This is a genomic window from Mesorhizobium sp. M0040 (genome assembly GCF_040323505.1).
Classification (GTDB): Bacteria; Pseudomonadota; Alphaproteobacteria; order Rhizobiales; family Rhizobiaceae; genus Mesorhizobium.
On the sequence record NZ_JAMYVA010000055.1, the window covers coordinates 13,915 to 32,430 of the forward strand.

An 18,516-nucleotide genomic window follows, 5' to 3' on the forward strand; every position below is an offset into this window, starting at 1 on the left:
GTTCGCAAAACCCCCAGTCAGTTCGCCGCCGCGGTCTGCGCGGCGCCGATGGATGCGGTGACATTGGTAACGAGCGCCTTGACCGATTCGGCGGTCGCGTCGAAGATCGGCGCCGGATAGACGCCGAAGAAGATGACCAGCGCGACCAGCGGATAGATGATCACCTTCTCGCGCGTCGACAGGTCGAGCAGGCCTTTCAGGCTTTCCTTGGTCAGCGCGCCGAAGATCACCTTGCGGTAGAGCCAGAGCGCATAGGCCGCCGAAAGGATGACGCCGGTGGCGGCGAAGAACGCTACCCAGGTGTTGACCCGGAACACGCCGAGCATGGTCAGGAACTCGCCGACGAAGCCGCTGGTGCCGGGCAGGCCGACATTGGCCATGGTGAAGATCATGAACACGGTTGCATATTTCGGCATGTTGTTGACCAACCCGCCATAGGCGTCGATGTCACGCGTATGCATGCGGTCGTAGACGACGCCGACGCAGAGGAACAGCGCGCCGGAGACCAGGCCGTGCGACAGCATCTGAAAGATCGAACCCTGGACGCCTTCCTGGTTCATCGCGAAGATGCCCATGGTAACGAAGCCCATGTGAGCGACCGACGAATAGGCGATCAGCTTCTTCATGTCCTCCTGCATCAGCGCCACCAGCGAGGTGTAGATGATGGCTCCGACGGATCGCGGGAAGCTCAGCGGCGCGAACATTTCGGATGCGATCGGAAACATCGGCAGCGAAAAGCGCAGGAAGCCGTACCCGCCCATCTTGAGCAGGATGGCGGCCAGGATCACCGAGCCGGCCGTCGGCGCCTCGACATGCGCGTCCGGCAGCCAGGTGTGCACCGGCCACATCGGCATCTTCACCGCGAAGGACGCGAAGAAGGCAAGCCATAGCCAAGTCTGCATATTGGCCGGGAAGTTGTGGGTCAGAAGCGTCGGGATGTCGGTGGTGCCGGACTGGAAGAACATCGCCATGATGGCGAGCAGCATCAGCACCGAGCCGGCCAGCGTATAGAGGAAGAACTTGAACGAGGCATAGACGCGCCGCTTGCCGCCCCACACGCCGATGATGATGAACATCGGGATCAGCCCGGCTTCGAAGAAGACATAGAACAAGACGATGTCGAGCGCGCAGAACACGCCGATCATCAGCGTCTCGAGCAGCAGGAAGGCAATCATATAGGCCTTGACGCGCTTCTCGATCGATTCCCACGAGGCGAGAATGCAGAGCGGCATCAGGAAGGTGGTCAGGATGACGAACAGCATGGAGATGCCGTCTACGCCCATATGGTAGGAGATGCCGGAATCCAGCCAGGCAAACTTCTCGACGAACTGGAAGCCGGGCTGCGAATTGTCGAAGCCGGTCCAGATGAACAGCGAAATCACAAACGTGAACGCGGTCGTGAACAGTGCTATGGCGCGGATGTTGCGGCGCGCGTTCTCGCTGTCGTCACGCACGAAAAGGATGAGCAGCACACCAACCAGCGGCAGGAAGGTGACCAGCGATAGGATCGGCCAGGCGGTCATCAGAGCATCATCCAGGTGACGAGTGCGGCAACGCCGATCAGCATGGCGAAGGCATAGTGGTAAAGATAGCCGGTCTGCAGCTTGACGACCCGGTTGGTGACGTCGACGACGCGCGCCGAAATGCCGTCCGGCCCGAGCCCGTCGATGACGGTGCCGTCGCCGGTCTTCCACAGGAAGCTGCCGAGGCGCTTTGCCGGCCGCACGAACAGGAAGTCGTAGAGCTCGTCGAAATACCATTTGTTGAGCAGGAAGGCGTAGAGCAGGCGATGATTGGCGGCGACGCTCCGAGGCATTTCCGGCGCGCGAATATAGAACTGCCAGGCAATCGCAAAGCCGATCAGCATGGCGATGAACGGTGACAGCTCGACCCACAACGGCACTTCGTGGATTTCGTGCAGGATGTGGTTGTCCGGCAGCGTGAACAGCGACGCCTTCCAGAATTCGGCATAGCCCTCGCCGATGAAGGCGCCGTGGAAGATCACGCCGGCAAACAGCGCGCCCGCCGCCAGGATGAACAGCGGCACCAGCATGACCGGCGGCGATTCATGGACGTGGTGCATGACCTCGTGGCTGGCCCGCGGCTCGCCGTGGAAGGTCATGAAGATCAGTCGCCACGAGTAGAAGGAGGTGAAGCAGGCAGCAATGACCAGCAATATGAAGGCAAACGCGGCGACCGCATTGTGGCCGGCGAAGGCCGCTTCGATGATGGCGTCCTTGGAGAAGAAGCCGGCCGTGCCGATGATCGTTACCGGGATGCCGACACCGGTCAGCGCCAGCGTGCCGATCACCATCATCCAGTACGTTTTCGGAATGAGCGTCCTCAGGCCGCCCATCTTGCGCATGTCCTGCTCGTCGGAGACGGCGTGGATGACCGAGCCCGAGCCGAGGAACAGCAGCGCCTTGAAGAAGGCGTGCGTGAACAGATGGAAGATCGCCGCGCCATAGGCGCCGACGCCGAGCGCCACGAACATGTAGCCGAGCTGCGAACAGGTCGAATAGGCGATGACGCGCTTGATGTCGTTCTGGACGAGACCGACTGTCGCCGCGAAGAAGGCGGTGAAGGCGCCGATGAAGGTGACCACCGTCAGTGCCGAATGCGACAGCTCGAACAGCGGCGACAACCGCGCCAGCATGAACACGCCTGCCGTCACCATGGTGGCGGCATGGATCAGTGCCGAGACCGGCGTCGGGCCTTCCATGGCATCCGGCAGCCAGGTGTGCAGCGGCACCTGCGCCGACTTGCCCATGGCGCCCATGAACAGGAGCAGGCAGACGACCGTCATCGCGGCCTGCTTGTCGAGCGCATAGCCGAGGAAGGTCAGCACGGCCGCACCTTGCGGCGCGCCTTCCGCCGGAATGAACGTCGCCGCATTGGCGAAGATGGTGCCGAGATTGACCGAGCCGAACAGCACGAACACGCCGAATATGCCGAGCGCAAAGCCGAAATCGCCGATGCGGTTGACGATGAAGGCCTTGATTGCAGCCGCATTGGCCGACGGCTTCTTGTACCAGAAGCCGATCAGCAGATAGGAGGCAAGGCCGACGCCTTCCCAGCCGAAGAACATCTGCACGAGGTTGTCGGCCGTCACCAGCATCAGCATGGCGAAGGTAAACAGCGACAGATAGGCGAAGAAGCGCGGCCGGTCCGGATCGTGATGCATGTAGCCGATCGAGTAGATATGGACCAGCGACGACACCGTGTTGACGACGACCAGCATCACCACCGTCAGCGTGTCGATCCTGAGCGCCCAGGACGCCTCCAGCCCGCCCGACTGGATCCAGCGCATCACCGGCACGGTGAACACCTCTCCGCCGCCGAAGCCGACCGAGAAGAAGGCGACCCACGACAGCACAGCCGCAATCACCAGGAAACCGGAAGTGATGTATTCTGAAGCTTTGGCGCCGAGCGAAGTGCCGAACAGGCCGACGATCAAGAAGCCGAGCAGCGGAAGGAAGACGATGGCCTGATACATGGTGGTTCCGTCAACCCTTCATCATGTTCACGTCTTCGACCGCGATCGAGCCGCGGTTGCGGAAGAAGACGACGAGAATGGCAAGGCCGATCGCCGCTTCGGCCGCCGCGACCGTCAGCACGAACAGTGCGAACACCTGGCCGACCAGATCGCCGAGCGCCGCCGAGAAGGCGACGAAATTGATGTTGACCGCAAGCAGGATCAGCTCGATCGACATCAGGATGACGATGACGTTCCTGCGGTTCAGGAAGATGCCGAACACGCCGAGCGTAAACAGGATCGCCGATACGGTCAGGTAGTGCGCGATGCCGACGACCATCTCAGACTCCTTCGCCCGTCTTGACCTTGCGGATTTCCACTCCGGTTGCCGCCGTGCGGCCGACCTGGGCGGCGATCGACTGCCGCTTGACGCCCGGCTTGTGGCGCAGCGTCAGCACGATGGCGCCGATCATGGCGACCAGCAGCACCAGCCCCGCCACCTGGAAGTAATAGAGGTAATCCGTATAGAGGATGTCGCCGAGCGCTGCCGTGTTCGAGCGCGCGGCCAGGTCCGGAATGGGTTTCGCGACCGTCGCCGCCAGTTTCGGCGCGAATGTATAGCCGCCGAGCACGATGATCAGCTCCGCCGCCAGGATCAGCCCGACCAGCGCGCCGATCGGTGCATATTGCAGGGCGCCTTCCTTCATTTCGGCGAAGTCGACGTCGAGCATCATGACGACAAACAGAAACAGCACCAGCACCGCGCCGACATAGACGACGAGCAGGATCATCGCCAGGAACTCGGCGCCGGTCAGCATGAACAGGCCGGCGGCGTTGAAGAAGGTCAGGATCAGGAACAGCACCGAATGCACGGGATTGCGCGCCGATATGACCATGAACGCCGATGCCACCGCGACAAAGGCGAAGAGGTAGAAAAAGGCCGCCTCTAGTCCACTCAGCATGGGTTCCCCCGGGTTTCCTGTCAGAACAGGACGTTCGTCCTGTTTTTTGCCACCGCCTCCGGTCGGCAAGTTGCGTGTTCCTTAAACGAGGCCCCTCGCCCCGTCCATGCGTCAAATATCAGCGGTAAGGCGCATCCAGCGAGATGTTGCGCGCCAGCTCACGCTCCCAGCGGTCGCCATTGGCCAGCAGCCTGTCCTTGTCGTAATAAAGCTCCTCGCGCGTTTCCGTCGCGAATTCGAAATTCGGGCCCTCGACAATGGCGTCGACCGGGCAGGCTTCCTGGCAGAAGCCGCAGTAAATGCATTTCACCATATCGATGTCGTAGCGCACGGTGCGCCGTGTGCCGTCGTTGCGGCGTGGGCCGGCTTCGATGGTGATGGCCTGTGCCGGGCAGATCGCCTCGCACAATTTGCAGGCGATGCAGCGTTCCTCGCCGTTCGGATAACGGCGCAGCGCATGTTCGCCACGGAAGCGCGGGCTGACCGGCCCCTTTTCATGCGGATAGTTGATCGTCTCCTTCGGCGCGAAGAACTGGCGCATCGACAGGAAGAAAGCGCTGACGAAATCCTGCAAAAGCAGTGACTTGGCGGCCTGGGATAATGCTGACATCAGGCAAACCCGGTGAGTTTGAGGAAAGCGGCGGTAGCGACCACCATGAACAGCGAGATCGGCAGGAAGACCTTCCAGCCGAGCCGCATCAGCTGGTCGTAGCGGTAGCGCGGCACGAACGCCTTCACCATGGAGAACATGAAGAACACCAGGCAGACCTTGAGTACGAACCAGATCAGCCCCGGCACCCAGGTGAACGGCGCGAAGTTGAAGGGCGGCAGCCAGCCGCCAAGGAACAGGATGGTGGCCAGCGCGCACATCAGGACGACGGCGACATATTCGCCGAGGAAGAACAACAGGAACGGCGTCGAGGAATATTCGACCATATGGCCGGCGACGAGTTCCGATTCGGCTTCCACAAGGTCGAAGGGCGGCCGGTTGGTCTCGGCCAACGCCGAGATGAAGAAGACGATGAACATCGGGAACAGCGACAGCCAATGCCAGTCGAGGAAGGTGTTGGGCAGGCCGAGCCGCGTGCCCAGCCCGTCCTGCTGCGACAAGACGATGTCGGACAGGTTGAGCGAGCCGACGCAAAGCAGCACGGTGACGATGACGAAACCGATCGAGACTTCGTAGGACACCATCTGCGCCGCCGAGCGCAGTGCGCCGAGGAAGGGGTATTTCGAATTGGAGGCCCAGCCGCCCATGATCACGCCATAGACCTCGAGCGAGGAGATGGCGAAGACATAGAGGATGCCGACATTGACGTTGGCGATCGCCCAGCCTTCATTGACCGGGATCACCGCCCAGGCAGAGATCGCCAGCACCGCCGACACCAAGGGCGCCAGCAGGAAAACGCCCTTGTTGGCGCCGGACGGGATCACCGGTTCCTTGAAGACGAATTTCAGCAGATCGGCGAAGGCCTGCAGCGTGCCCCATGGGCCAACGACATTCGGGCCTCGGCGCAATTGCACCGCCGCCCAGATCTTGCGGTCGGCGTAAAGCACATAGGCGACGAAGATCAACAGAACGACGATCAGCACGACCGACTTCAAAAGGATCAGCAGCGCCGGCAGCACGTAGAAGGAGAAGAAGGTGTCCATGTCTACTCCGCCGCCTGCCTGAAGCCGTTCTTCGCCAAAGCCGAGCACTCGGCCATCACCGCGGAAGCCCGCGCGATCGGGTTGGTCAGGTAGAAATCCTTGACCGGCGAGGTGAAGGTGCCCTTGTTCAGCCGCCCGCCGAGCTTGGCAACCCTGGCGATGTCGGCCGGGTCGCCGGCCGCGACATGGTCGATGCGGGCAAGATGCGGGTATTCCGCATAGAGCTTAGCGCGCAGCTGCGGCAGCGAATCGAACGGCAGCTTCTTGCCGAGCACATCCGACAGTGCCCGAAGGATCGCCCAGTCCTCGCGCGCCTCGCCGGGCGCGAAGCCGGCCCGGTTGGTCTGCTGCACGCGCCCCTCGGTGTTGACGAAGGTGCCCGACTTCTCGGTATAGGCGGCACCCGGCAGGATGACGTTGGCGCGATGCGCGCCCTTGTCGCCATGCGTGCCGATATAGACGACGAAAGCGCCGCCGGTCTTGGCCATGTCGATTTCGTCGGCACCGAGCAGGAACAGCACATCGGTCTCGCCCAGCATGCCGGCGACATTCCTGCCGCCCTCGCCCGGCACGAACCCGACATCGAGGCCGCCGACGCGTGCCGCGGCGGTGTGCAGCACGGCAAAACCGTTCCAGTCGGCCCTTGCGGCATTGACGGCGACGGCGAGCTTCGCCGCCTGGCCAAGCACGGCCGCGCCGTCCGGACGCGCCAGCGCACCCTGGCCGACGATGATCAGCGGATGGGTCGCCTTCTTCAGCAGCTGGAAGAACTTGCCGTTGCCGTCGGCCAGATCCTTCAGCGATTCCGGCCCGGCGCCGAGCTGCTCGTAATCATAGCGCGTATCGCCGACATCGCCGATGACGCCGACCGGCAGATTGCCGGCCCGCCAGCGCTTGCGGATGCGGGCGTTGAGCAAGGATGCCTCGAAGCGCGGATTGGCGCCGATAATCAGCACCGCATCGGCCTGTTCGATGCCTTCGATGGTCGGGTTGAACACATAGCTCGCCCGGCCGAGCGACGGATCGAGTGCGGCGCCGTCCTGGCGGCAGTCGGTGTTCTTCGAGCCGAGCGAAGCCATCAGAAGCTTCAGCGCGTAGATCTCCTCGACGGCTGCGAGATCGCCGGCAATGCCACCGATCTTTTCGGGTGCCGCATTCGACACCGCTTCCTTGATCGCGGCAAAAGCCTCGGCCCAGCTTGCCGGGGCCAGTCTGCCGTCCTTGCGCACATAGGGGCGGTCGAGGCGCTGCGTGCGCAAGCCGTCCCAGATGAAGCGGGTCTTGTCGGAAATCCATTCCTCGTTCACCGCCTCGTTGGTACGCGGCAGGATGCGCATCACTTCGCGGCCTCGGCTATCGATGCGGATCGCCGAGCCGACGGCGTCCATCACGTCGATGGATTCGGTCTTGGTCAGTTCCCAAGGCCGTGCCTGGAAGGCATAGGGTTTGGAGGTCAGCGCGCCGACCGGGCAAAGGTCGATGACATTGCCCTGCAGTTCCGAAGTCATCGCGCTTTCGAGATAGGTGGTGATCTCGGCATCCTCGCCGCGGCCGATCAGGCCGAGCTCGGATATGCCGGCAATCTCGGTGGTGAAGCGGACGCAGCGCGTGCAATGGATGCAGCGGTTCATGATCGTCTTGACCAGCGGCCCGATATACTTGTCTTCGACCGCCCGCTTGTTCTCATGGTAGCGCGAGGAATCGACTCCGAACGCCATCGCCTGGTCCTGCAGGTCGCACTCGCCGCCCTGGTCGCAGATCGGGCAGTCCAGCGGATGGTTGATCAGCAGGAATTCCATCACGCCTTCGCGCGCCTTCTTGACCATCGGCGTGTTGGTGAAGATTTCCGGCGGCTCGCCGTTCGGGCCGGGGCGCAGGTCGCGCACGCCCATGGCGCAGGACGCCTGCGGCTTGGGCGGGCCGCCTTTCACCTCAATTAGGCACATGCGGCAATTGCCGGCGATCGACAGCCGCTCGTGGAAGCAGAAGCGCGGCACTTCCGCGCCGGCGTCCTCGGCCGCCTGCAGCAGCGTGTAATGGTCGGGTACAGTGATCTCTTTCCCGTCGACCTTGAGCTTTGCCATTTCGCCTCAAACCCCTGCGGACGTTCCGCAATCTTTCCTTCCGGGCGCAGCCGAGACCGCGCACGATGTTGAATTCACTTTTTGGCCCCGGCCAACGCGGCCGCCTGACCGATCCAGCCGTCACGGCCGATGCGGCCCTTCAACGACAGGTAATCTTCGACCCAGGCGATCTCTTGCGGCGTCCACGCGGCGATCTGGGCGTATGTCCAGATGCCAAGGCCGTTCAGCACCTTTTCCAGTTTCGGCCCGATGCCCGATATCGCCTTGAGGTCAGCCGGCTCGGCTGGCCGATCCATCGGCTTGGGCTGCTTGAAATCCTCCGGCATCAGCCCGGCCGACGCATCCGCTGCAACGGTGCTGGCATTCGCCAAGCTCCGCGCAGCGGTGCTCGTCGCAATGTCGGTCACATCGTTGGCGAAGGACTGCGCCTCGGCAATCAGGGTTTTGGTCGCTGCGCGCGCCTTTGTCGAGGAGCTTTTGCCGGTCGCGGAAAAGCGTTCCGTCCGGGCCTCGAAATCCTCGGCGACCGGCTGCCAAAGCCGCTGCGAGGTCTCGGCCGCGCCCGAAAGCACGCCCATCCAGATGCCAAAGGCGTGGTTGGCAAGACCGATGCCGAGTGCCGTCATCGCCGCCGCGCCCGCGACAGGATGCGCCAGGAGATTGACGGCGTTGGCCATCTCCTTCGGCATCATCCTGGTCAGATCCTGGTTCATCTTCAACAACGGGTCCATATCGGGCGTAAAATCGTCGGGTGTCGAAAACAGCGACATAGGTGGTCTCCTGGTCGTTTCCGTCTGCCCCGCGCTCGTTTCCTCGTTTCGGGCATTCGCCCGCATTTTTGAATTCTTCTATTCCGCCGCCGCCAGCACCGGTTCGGCGCGGTGCGCGTTGCGCGAAAACTCGTCGATGCGCCGCTCCACCTCGCCGCGGAAATGCCGCATCAGGCCCTGGATCGGCCATGCTGCCGCATCGCCCAGCGCACAGATCGTGTGGCCCTCGACCTGCTTCGTCACGTCGAGCAGCATGTCGATCTCGCGCTTCTGCGCCTCGCCGCGCACCAGCCGTTCCATCACCCGCCACATCCAGCCGGTGCCCTCACGGCAGGGCGTGCACTGGCCGCAGCTCTCGTGCTTGTAGAAATAGGACAGCCGCGCGATCGCTTTCACGATATCGGTCGATTTGTCCATGACGATGACAGCCGCCGTGCCGAGGCCCGATTTCAGGTCGCGCAGCGCGTCGAAATCCATCGGCGCGTCGATGATCTGCTCGGCCGGCACCAGCGGCACCGAGGCGCCGCCCGGAATGACCGCCAGCAGATTGTCCCAGCCGCCGCGGATGCCGCCGCAATGCGTCTCGATCAGTTCGCGGAACGGGATCGACATCGCCTCTTCGACGGTGCACGGATTGTTGACGTGGCCGGAGATGCAGAACAGCTTGGTGCCGACATTGTTGGGCCGGCCGAAGGACGAGAACCAGGCCGCACCGCGGCGCAGGATGGTTGGCGCGACAGCGATGGACTCGACATTGTTGACCGTCGTCGGGCAGCCATAGAGGCCGACATTGGCCGGAAACGGCGGCTTCAGCCGCGGCTGGCCCTTCTTGCCCTCGAGGCTTTCGAGCAGCGCCGTTTCCTCGCCGCAGATATAGGCGCCGGCGCCATGGTGCATGTAGATGTCGAAATCGTAGCCGGAGGTATTGTTCTTGCCGATCAGCTTGGCCGCATAGGCCTCGTCTATGGCGCGTTGCAGCGCCTCGCGCTCGCGGATGAACTCGCCGCGCACATAGATGTAGGCGGCGACCGCGCCCATGGCGAAGCCCGCAAGCAGGCAGCCTTCGACCAGCGTGTGCGGGTCATGGCGCAGTATGTCGCGGTCCTTGCAGGTACCGGGCTCGGACTCGTCGGCATTGACGACGAGATAGCTCGGCCGGCCGTCGCTTTGTTTGGGCATGAACGACCATTTCAGCCCGGTCGGGAAACCGGCACCGCCGCGGCCGCGCAGGCCCGATGCCTTCATCTCGTTGACGATCCACTCGCGCCCCTTGGCAACGATGCCGGGCGTGTTGTCCCAGGCGCCGCGCGCCATGGCGCCGGCCAGCGACTTGTCGAAGCGGCCGTAGATGTTGTTGAAGATGCGGTCTCTGTCCTGAAGCATTGCTCGTTCCTCAGACCGGCTTCTTGCCGGTCGGCCGGCTCCTGTTTCCGGGCGACGGCTTGGCCGCCTTCGCCGGTTTAACCTTGGCCTCCGGCGCCTTGAAGGCAGACGCCGGCTCGGCCTTGTTCTTGGGGCCCTTGCGCTGTTTCGAGACGTCCTCGACCTGCGGCTCGGCCTTGTTGGCATTGGCGGCCGAATGCAGAGGCGCTGCAACACTCGCCGCCTTTTCCGCCGCGGGCGCGACTTTCGTCGCCGACGGCGATTTCAGCGCCGGGTTGGTCTCGACCGCGTCGGTCTTCGGCTTGCTGGCATTCGAGGGCGCAACCGGCGCCGGCGCGGCAGGAGCAGCTGGCGGAACTGATGCTGCGGCGGCGGCAGCCGGCCCTGCATCCTTGGCGGCCTTGGTTGCCGCCCTGGTTTCCCGGTCGCGGGTCGCCTTGAGGATCGCCTTTTCGCTCTTGAGGGTCGTCAGGCCGTTGGCCGGCTCGGAAGTGATGCGGCCGTTTTGCGGTCCCGGTTTCACCGTAGCACCCTTGCCGGCGTCATAAAGGTCGATGATCTCGGCAAGCCGCTCCGGCGTCAAATCCTCAAAAGTATCCCTAAAGATCATCAGCATCGGTGCGTTGACGCAGGCGCCGAGGCATTCGACCTCTTCCCACGACAGCGTGCCCTTGTCGTTGGTGTGGAATTGGTCGTGATGGATCTTCGAGCGGCAGACATCCATCAGCGCTTCCGAGCCGCGCAGCATGCAGGGCGTGGTGCCGCAGACCTGGATATGAGCGCGGGTGCCGACCGGATTGAGCTGGTATTGCGTATAGAAGGTGGCGACTTCCAGCCCACGGATATAGGGCATGTCGAGCATGTCGGAGATCGTCTCGATCGCCGCCTTGGTCACCCAGCCTTCCTGTTCCTGCGCCAGCATCAGCAAGGGAATGATCGCGGACTGTTCGCGCCCCTTCGGATATTTCTTGATCCACTGCTTCGCCGCCGCCGCATTCGCCCGGTTGAAGGCGAAGGAGGCTGGCTGGAGGCTGGCTTCTGCGAGACGGCGGACTGACATTACGATTTCGCTTCTATGTTTCTACTGGTTAGAGCTGTAGGCGCGATAGCAATCCTCGGATCGCCCCAAAACGCATACGAACTCTTCATTTCCACGCTTCAGGCGGATGTATCCGTCATAGCGGCTATACACCCAAGCTATTGGCTTGCAACGATATTCTTCGGGGATCAATGACGCTACGAGGTTGTCATGAACCGCGCAGTTGGACGATGTCGACGGCCGGCCATGGACAAGAATGCCCTCATCCATTGCTGGGGTCTGGGTGCTCAAGCCACGGACTGTAAGCAGATCGCCTTCTGCAATAAGCTTGAACCCCTCTTTGAGAAGATCGGTTGACGAGAGACCCTCACCGGACCCAGCAAGCGACACTTCAGCGGAAGCCGCAAGGCATGCCGCGGCCAGAAACGCCTTTGACGGTCGAGCCATTCCCATCATCACCGATCGACCTCACCAAACACGATGTCGAGTGAACCCAACACGGCGGTGACGTCGGCCAACATGTGGCCGCGACACAAAAAGTCCATGGCCTGGAGATGCGCGAAGCCGGGCGCGCGCAGCTTGCAGCGATAGGGCTTGTTGGTGCCGTCGGAGACGAGATAGACGCCGAACTCGCCCTTCGGTGCCTCGACGGCGGCATAGACCTCGCCGGCCGGCACGCGGTAGCCTTCGGTGTAGAGCTTGAAATGATGGATCAGCGCTTCCATCGAGCGCTTCATCGCCGCGCGCTTCGGCGGCACCACCTTGCCGTCGAGGTTGGATACCGGCCCGCTGCCCTCCTTACCGAGCAACAGGTCGACGCACTGGCGCATGATCTTGGCCGACTGGCGCATCTCTTCCATGCGTACCAGATAACGGTCGAAACAGTCACCGTTCTTGCCAATCGGAATGTCGAAATCCATCTCAGCGTAACATTCATAGGGCTGTGATTTGCGCAGGTCCCAGGGTGCACCCGAGCCGCGCACCATGACGCCCGAAAAACCCCAGGCCCAGGCGTCGGCCAGAGACACCGTCGCGATGTCGACATTGCGCTGCTTGAAGATGCGGTTGCCGGTCAAGAGCGAGTCGAGGTCGTCGAGCGATTTCAGGAACGGGTCGATCCACTTGCCGATGTCCTCGATCAGCTTCTGCGGCAGATCCTGATGCACGCCGCCGGGGCGGAAATAGGCGGCATGCATGCGCGAGCCGCTGGCACGCTCATAGAACACCATCAGCTTTTCGCGTTCGACGAAGCCCCACAGCGGCGGCGTCAGCGCGCCGACATCCATCGCCTGCGTCGTCACGTTGAGGATGTGCGACATGATGCGGCCGATTTCCGAATAGAGCACTCGGATCAACTGGCCGCGCTTCGGCACCTCGATGCCGAGCAGCCGCTCGGCGGCGAGCGCAAAGGCGTGCTCCTGGTTCATCGGCGCGCAATAATCGAGCCGGTCGAGATAGGGCACGGCCTGCAGATAAGTCTTGGCCTCGATCAGCTTTTCCGTGCCGCGGTGCAACAGCCCGATATGCGGATCGACGCGATCGACGACTTCGCCGTCAAGCTCCAGCACGAGGCGCAAAACGCCATGCGCCGCAGGGTGTTGCGGGCCAAAATTGATGTTGAAGTTGCGAACGGAGGTTTCAGCCATTTACTGCTTTGCCTTTTCATCCCCCGGAAGGACGTAATCCGTCCCCTCCCAAGGGCTGAGAAAATCGAAATTGCGGAATTCCTGCTTGAGCTCCACCGGCTCGTAGATGACGCGCTTGGCTTCGTCGTCGTAACGCACCTCGACGAAGCCGGTCAGCGGAAAGTCCTTGCGCAGTGGATGGCCTTCAAAGCCGTAATCGGTCAGAATCCGGCGCAGATCCGGATGGCCTGAAAACAGCACGCCGTAGAGATCGTAGGTCTCGCGCTCGAACCAGTCGGCGCCGGGATAAATTCCGGTGATCGACGGCACCAGCGTCTCTTCGTCGGCCTGGACCTTGATGCGGACGCGGATATTCTGTCTCGGCGACAGCAAATGATAGACCACGTCGAAGCGCTTTGCGCGCGATGGATAATCGGCGCCGCAAACGTCGATGATCGAAATGAACTGGCATTTCGGGTCGTCGCGCAGGAAGGTCACCACCTCGATCAGGTCGCGCGGCTCGACCGAGATGGTGAGTTCGCCATAGGCGAGCACCGCCACGCCGATCCGGCCGATCAGCTTCTCGCCGAGATAGGTCGAGAGGTCATTCAACGCCTGGGTCATGCCGCTCACCGCTCGATCGTGCCGGTGCGGCGGATCTTCTTCTGCAGCAGAAGGATGCCGTAAAGCAGCGCTTCAGCGCTCGGCGGGCAGCCGGGCACGTAGATGTCGACCGGCACGATGCGGTCGCAGCCGCGCACCACCGAATAGGAATAATGATAATAGCCGCCGCCATTGGCGCAGGAGCCCATCGAGATGACGTAGCGCGGCTCCGGCATCTGATCGTAGACCTTGCGCAGCGCCGGCGCCATCTTGTTGGTCAGCGTGCCGGCAACGATCATGATGTCGGACTGACGCGGAGACGCGCGCGGCGCGACACCGAACCTCTCCGAGTCATAGCGCGGCATCGACGTATGGATCATCTCGACCGCGCAGCAGGCGAGACCGAAGGTCATGAACATCAACGAGCCGCTGCGCGCCCAGGTGATCAGCGCCTCGGTCGAGGTGACGAGAAAGCCCTTGTCGGCGAGCTCGTTGTTGATCTCCAGGAAGAATGGATCGTCAGACCCTACCGGCCTGCCGGTGTTGGGGTCGATGAGGCCCTTGGGCTTCGGCGCGACGAGCGTGCCGGAACTGTCGTTCAATCCCATTCCAGCGCTCCTTTTTTCCATTCATAGGCAAAGCCGATGGTCAGCACCGCCAAAAACACCATCATCGACCAGAAACCGAGCATGCCGATCTGACTGAACGACACCGCCCAAGGAAACAGGAAGGCCACCTCCAGATCGAAGATGATGAACAGGATCGATACCAGGTAGAAGCGGATATCGAACTTCATGCGGGCGTCGTCGAACGAGTTGAAGCCGCACTCATAGGCCGAAAGCTTTTCCGGATCGGGGTTGCGGTAGGCCACCAGGAAGGGTGCGGCGAGCAGCGCCAGCCCGACGATCAGCGCCACGCCGATGAACAGGACGATGGGCAGGTACGAACCTAAAAGTGCGTTCATGCTGCAGTTTCCGTTGGCGGCCAATCCACTCTGATTACAGCACCGGACCCACTTGCGGAAGCGTGACAGTTTAACCACTGAACCGTTTTAAGGGGGCTCTATGCTGCAACGCGGCGAGGGTTAGCGCAGCGCTTTCGGCGAAGCAAGTCAAACCTTGTTCAAATCGCGGTGCTGGACGGGCATATCCGGGAAAACTGGTCCGATCCGCTCCTGTTTGATTTCCTGCACTTTTTACTCCACTTTTCTCTCCTGACATGGATGCCGCCAAAACCCTGCTAGCATGGCACGGAATCGTAGGTCATTTTCTCTGTCTAAAATTGTCCGGATGCCGCCTTCATGAAGGAAAAAATCTCGCTTGCCACGGCCCGCCGCATCGCGCTGGCGGCACAGGGATTCAATGACCCCCGACCCGCCGGTACACCCGACCGCCGGCATCTGGCCCGCGTGCTTGCCCGTACCGGCCTGCTGCAGATCGATTCCGTCAGCGCCGTGGTGCGCGCCCACTATATGCCGCTCTATTCGCGGCTTGGCCCCTACAAGCTGGCGCTGCTCGACGACGCCGCCGTAACGCGCAAGCGCATGGTCTTCGAGTATTGGGCGCATGAAGCCTCGTTCTTGCCGGTCGAGACCTATCCGCTGATGCGCTGGCGCATGCAGCGGGCCGAACGCGGCGACGAAATGTACAGCGGACTGGCCAAATGGGGCCGCGAGCACGCCGCCTATATCGAAGACATCTATCGCGAGGTCGCCGAACGAGGCCCGATCGCGGCGTCGGCTTTCGAAGGGCAGAAGGGTTCGGGCGGCTGGTGGGGCTGGAGCCATGCAAAGCACGCCTTCGAATGGCTGTTCTGGGCCGGCCGCATCACCACGGCGCATCGCCGCGGCTTCGAACGGTTCTACGATCTGCCGGAGCGCGTGCTGCCGCCAACAATACTGAGTCTGCCAACGCCCTCCCCCGAAGACGCTCACCGCGAATTGCTGCGCATCTCGGCCCGTGCCCACGGCATCGCCACGGCAGGCGACCTGCGCGACTATTTCCGCCTCTCGCCCGCCGACATCAAGGGCCGCATCGAGGAGCTGGTCGAGGCCGGCGAGCTGTTGCCGGTGAGCGTCGACGGCTGGAACAAAACAGCCTATCTCCACAAGGACGCCCGTTTGCCGCGCAAGATCGAGGCGCGCGCCTTGCTCGCGCCGTTCGATCCCGTCGTCTTCGAACGATCGCGCACCGAGCGGTTGTTCGATTTCCACTACCGCATCGAGATCTACACGCCGGCCGAAAAGCGCCGGTATGGCTATTATGTGCTGCCATTCCTGCTCGGCGACAGCATCGTCGGGCGTGTCGACCTCAGGGCCGACCGCCCGGCCGGCGTATTGCGCGTCCATGCCGCCTATGCGGAGCCCGGCGCCCCGCCACAAACCGCTGCCGAACTCTTCGAGGAATTGAAGCAGATGCAGGGCTGGCTCGGGCTTGAGCGCATCGAGGTGACAGCTGCCGGCGACCTTGGCCAGCCGCTAGCGGATATCGCCGCGTCATAGACGTGCGTTGACACGACTGCCTCCACAAGCCTAAATCCGTTCCAGACGGTCCCCTGCCCGCAACGGCAGGGGCCAAGAGGGAATGCGGTGCGAAATCTCGATTTCAAATCCGCGGCTGTCCCCGCAACTGTAAGCGACGAGCCTCGGCCGAAAACCACTGGGATATTCCCGGGAAGGCGGCACCCAGGCGATGACCCGCGAGCCAGGAGACCTGCCGTCTAGGACATAAGAATCCGATCGCCTGGCGGGTTTTCCGGGCAAGGAGCCTGATTTGGAACGCGACAGCAGTTTTCCGGCTGAGACAGCGGATTTATTGTCCGGCCATGGTGATTCCCCGGCCGGCGTTACCGTCATCGTCTGCTCGTCCTGCCGTGACGAGACCGGTTCGGACGCTCATCCGCGCGCCGGCGAACTGCTCGCAGAGGACACGCGCCGCGCCGCTTCCAGCGAAAACATCAAAATCCGTACCGTCGAATGCCTCGGCAATTGCAAGCGCCGGCTCAGCGCGGCCATGCTGCGCGACGGCTGCTGGAGTTACGTCTTCGGTGATCTGACCACGACCAGCGGCGCCGATCTCGTCACCGGGGCAAAGCTGTTCGCCACCTCGACGGATGGGCTCATTCCATGGCGCGGCCGTCCCGATTGCCTGAAGCGCGGCCTGGTTGCCCGCATCCCTCCCCTTGACCTTTTGAAGGACCTGACATGACCGCTGCCTCCCTTTCGCGCGTTCCCTGCACCGTGGTCACCGGCTTTCTCGGCGCCGGCAAGACGACGTTGATCCGCCATTTGCTCGAAAACGCCAAAGGCAAGCGCCTGGCCATCATCGTCAACGAGTTCGGCGACATCGGCATCGACGGCGAGATCCTGAAGGGCTGCGCCATCGACACCTGCCCCGAGGAAAACATCGTCGAGCTGGCCAATGGTTGCATCTGCTGCACCGTCGCCGATGATTTCGTCCCGGCGCTGGACCAGATCCTGTCGCTGACGCCGAGGGTCGACCACATCCTGATCGAGACATCCGGCCTCGCTTTGCCCAAGCCGCTGGTCCAGGCCTTCCAGTGGCCGTCGGTGAAAAGCCGCGTGACGGTGGACGGCGTCATTGCCGTGGTCGACGGACCGGCGCTGGCTGATGGCCGCGTAGCCAACGACATGGACGCCCTGCAGGCCCAGCGCGCGCAGGACGAGACGCTCGACCATGACGATCCGGTCGAGGAAGTGTTCGAAGACCAGCTCGCCTGCGCCGACCTGATCATCCTGTCGAAGAGCGACCTGATGGACGCAGCCGGCTCGGTCCGTGCCAATGCCGTCATCGGCAAGCACGTTGCTCGGGCGGTGAAGATCGTGCCGACTTCGCAAGGCAAGGTCGACCCGTCGGTGCTGCTCGGCCTCGGCCTCGCCGTCGAGGACGACATCGAGAACCGCAAGACCCACCACGACGACGAGCTCGACCACGAACATGACGATTTTGACTCGTTCGTCATCGACATCACGTCTGTGTCCAACCCGGACGAGCTCGCACAACGGGTCGCCACGGCGGCGGAGGAAGAAAACGTGTTGCGCGTCAAGGGTTTCGTCGAAGTCGGCGGCAAGCCGATGCGGCTCCTGCTGCAGGCCGTCGGTCCGCGCGTCAACCACTATTACGACCGCGCCTGGACCGCCGAAGACGACCGCCGCTCGCGCCTGGTCGTCATCGGCCTGAAAGGGCTGAACCGCCCGGCCATCGAGCGTATCCTCGCCGGCTGACCCGGGTACGAGCCGCGATGCACATCCTCACCACCACATCCGCCTCGCTCGACGATCTCGCCGAGCCTGTCGATCTCAGGCAAACGCCTGCGGATGTCGTGGCGCTGTCCTTCACCGACAGCGACCTGGCCGGGCTGGCGGCGGCGTGGAAGGCAGATGCGCACCGCCTGCCGTCGATGCGGCTCGCCGCCTTGCGCGACCTGCGCCATCCGATGTCCGTCGACCTGTGGATCGACAGTGTCGCCCGCCACGCCAAGGTCATTCTGGTCCGCATCCTCGGCGGCTACGAGTGGTGGCGCTATGGCTGCGACCAGCTCGCCGTTATCGCGCGAAATCGCGGTATCAAGCTGGCGCTGCTGCCCGGCGAGAGCCACGACGAGGATTTGCGGCTGATCGAAGGCTCGACGCTGCCGCGCGAGGAGTTGGACGGCCTGCTTGGCTATTTCCGCGAGGGCGGACCGGCGAATATGACGGCGCTGGTGCAGAGGCTGGCAAGTCTCGCTGGATCGGGTGCGGCGGTAGCCGAACCTGTTAGCGTGCCAAAGGCGGGATTTTACGAGCCGGGACTGGGGGTCGTAGAACGCGGCGTCCCCCTCCCCCTCGAGAGGAGGGTCCGGCCGCCGGCCGGGGGGGGGGGGCGCTCCCAAGCGCCCCGACAACAAAACACCCCCATAGCCCG

At 62.9% G+C, this 18,516-nt stretch carries 17 protein-coding genes, 1 pseudogene and 1 riboswitch; of the genes and pseudogenes, 4 read left to right on the forward strand and 14 right to left on the reverse strand.

Annotation, left to right across the window (positions count from 1 at the left end; genetic code table 11):
* Window positions 1–17: 17 nt before the first annotated feature.
* From NKJ91_RS28785 to NKJ91_RS28850, 14 genes are all read right to left on the reverse strand, one after another.
* Window positions 18–1,523, reverse strand: coding sequence for an NADH-quinone oxidoreductase subunit M (locus NKJ91_RS28785; RefSeq protein WP_352458239.1), 1,506 nt, complete (start codon window positions 1,521–1,523; stop codon window positions 18–20).
* Window positions 1,523–3,496, reverse strand: a complete 1,974-nt coding sequence (gene nuoL, locus NKJ91_RS28790) for an NADH-quinone oxidoreductase subunit L (protein ID WP_352458240.1) — start codon at window positions 3,494–3,496, stop codon at window positions 1,523–1,525. Before nuoL ends, NKJ91_RS28785 begins: the two co-directional genes overlap by 1 nt.
* Before the next feature lie 10 nt (window positions 3,497–3,506).
* Window positions 3,507–3,815 (reverse strand): NADH-quinone oxidoreductase subunit NuoK, encoded by a 309-nt coding sequence (gene nuoK, locus NKJ91_RS28795; protein WP_023676620.1) that lies wholly within the window; start codon window positions 3,813–3,815, stop codon window positions 3,507–3,509.
* Window position 3,816: 1 nt separating this feature from the next.
* Complete coding sequence (locus NKJ91_RS28800; protein ID WP_352458241.1) at window positions 3,817–4,437, reverse strand: NADH-quinone oxidoreductase subunit J; 621 nt, start codon at window positions 4,435–4,437, stop codon at window positions 3,817–3,819.
* 118 nt (window positions 4,438–4,555) lie between these two features.
* Window positions 4,556–5,047: an NADH-quinone oxidoreductase subunit NuoI gene (nuoI, locus tag NKJ91_RS28805; protein WP_023676622.1), complete on the reverse strand. Its 492-nt coding sequence runs from the start codon at window positions 5,045–5,047 to the stop codon at window positions 4,556–4,558.
* Entirely contained in the window at window positions 5,047–6,090 is a 1,044-nt protein-coding gene (gene nuoH / locus NKJ91_RS28810) for an NADH-quinone oxidoreductase subunit NuoH (protein ID WP_352450011.1), read from the reverse strand. Before nuoH ends, nuoI begins: the two co-directional genes overlap by 1 nt.
* A 2-nt stretch (window positions 6,091–6,092) precedes the next feature.
* Window positions 6,093–8,174, reverse strand: coding sequence for an NADH-quinone oxidoreductase subunit NuoG (gene nuoG / locus NKJ91_RS28815; protein ID WP_352458242.1), 2,082 nt, complete (start codon window positions 8,172–8,174; stop codon window positions 6,093–6,095).
* Between the two features lie 74 nt (window positions 8,175–8,248).
* Window positions 8,249–8,944: a helix-hairpin-helix domain-containing protein gene (locus NKJ91_RS28820; protein ID WP_352458243.1), complete on the reverse strand. Its 696-nt coding sequence runs from the start codon at window positions 8,942–8,944 to the stop codon at window positions 8,249–8,251.
* Between the two features lie 78 nt (window positions 8,945–9,022).
* Window positions 9,023–10,327, reverse strand: a complete 1,305-nt coding sequence (gene nuoF, locus NKJ91_RS28825) for an NADH-quinone oxidoreductase subunit NuoF (RefSeq protein ID WP_023676626.1) — start codon at window positions 10,325–10,327, stop codon at window positions 9,023–9,025.
* Window positions 10,328–10,337: 10 nt separating this feature from the next.
* Window positions 10,338–11,387, reverse strand: coding sequence for an NADH-quinone oxidoreductase subunit NuoE (nuoE, locus tag NKJ91_RS28830; RefSeq protein WP_352458244.1), 1,050 nt, complete (start codon window positions 11,385–11,387; stop codon window positions 10,338–10,340).
* Window positions 11,388–11,821: 434 nt separating this feature from the next.
* Window positions 11,822–13,012 (reverse strand): NADH-quinone oxidoreductase subunit D, encoded by a 1,191-nt coding sequence (locus NKJ91_RS28835; protein ID WP_352458245.1) that lies wholly within the window; start codon window positions 13,010–13,012, stop codon window positions 11,822–11,824.
* On the reverse strand, window positions 13,013–13,615 hold the full coding sequence (locus tag NKJ91_RS28840; RefSeq protein WP_023676630.1) for an NADH-quinone oxidoreductase subunit C: 603 nt from the start codon (window positions 13,613–13,615) through the stop codon (window positions 13,013–13,015). It lies immediately after the preceding gene.
* Window positions 13,616–13,620: 5 nt separating this feature from the next.
* On the reverse strand, window positions 13,621–14,202 hold the full coding sequence (locus NKJ91_RS28845; RefSeq protein ID WP_023670824.1) for a NuoB/complex I 20 kDa subunit family protein: 582 nt from the start codon (window positions 14,200–14,202) through the stop codon (window positions 13,621–13,623).
* A complete protein-coding gene (locus NKJ91_RS28850; RefSeq protein WP_023676631.1) occupies window positions 14,193–14,558 on the reverse strand; it encodes an NADH-quinone oxidoreductase subunit A in 366 nt (121 codons plus the stop codon). Before NKJ91_RS28850 ends, NKJ91_RS28845 begins: the two co-directional genes overlap by 10 nt.
* Window positions 14,559–14,894: 336 nt before the next feature.
* On the opposite strand from NKJ91_RS28850, the gene NKJ91_RS28855 reads away from it, so the two are divergent.
* The 4 genes and pseudogenes from NKJ91_RS28855 to NKJ91_RS28870 form a co-directional block, all read left to right on the forward strand.
* Window positions 14,895–16,094, forward strand: a complete 1,200-nt coding sequence (locus NKJ91_RS28855; protein WP_352458246.1) for a winged helix-turn-helix domain-containing protein — start codon at window positions 14,895–14,897, stop codon at window positions 16,092–16,094.
* A gap of 29 nt (window positions 16,095–16,123) precedes the next feature.
* Window positions 16,124–16,327, forward strand: a riboswitch (cobalamin riboswitch).
* A gap of 38 nt (window positions 16,328–16,365) precedes the next feature.
* Window positions 16,366–16,800: a DUF1636 family protein gene (locus NKJ91_RS28860; protein WP_352458247.1), complete on the forward strand. Its 435-nt coding sequence runs from the start codon at window positions 16,366–16,368 to the stop codon at window positions 16,798–16,800.
* Window positions 16,797–17,837 (forward strand): cobalamin biosynthesis protein CobW, encoded by a 1,041-nt coding sequence (gene cobW, locus NKJ91_RS28865; RefSeq protein ID WP_352458248.1) that lies wholly within the window; start codon window positions 16,797–16,799, stop codon window positions 17,835–17,837. Before NKJ91_RS28860 ends, cobW begins: the two co-directional genes overlap by 4 nt.
* A gap of 17 nt (window positions 17,838–17,854) precedes the next feature.
* A pseudogene (locus NKJ91_RS28870) lies at window positions 17,855–18,516 on the forward strand (cobaltochelatase subunit CobN); the annotation flags it as partial.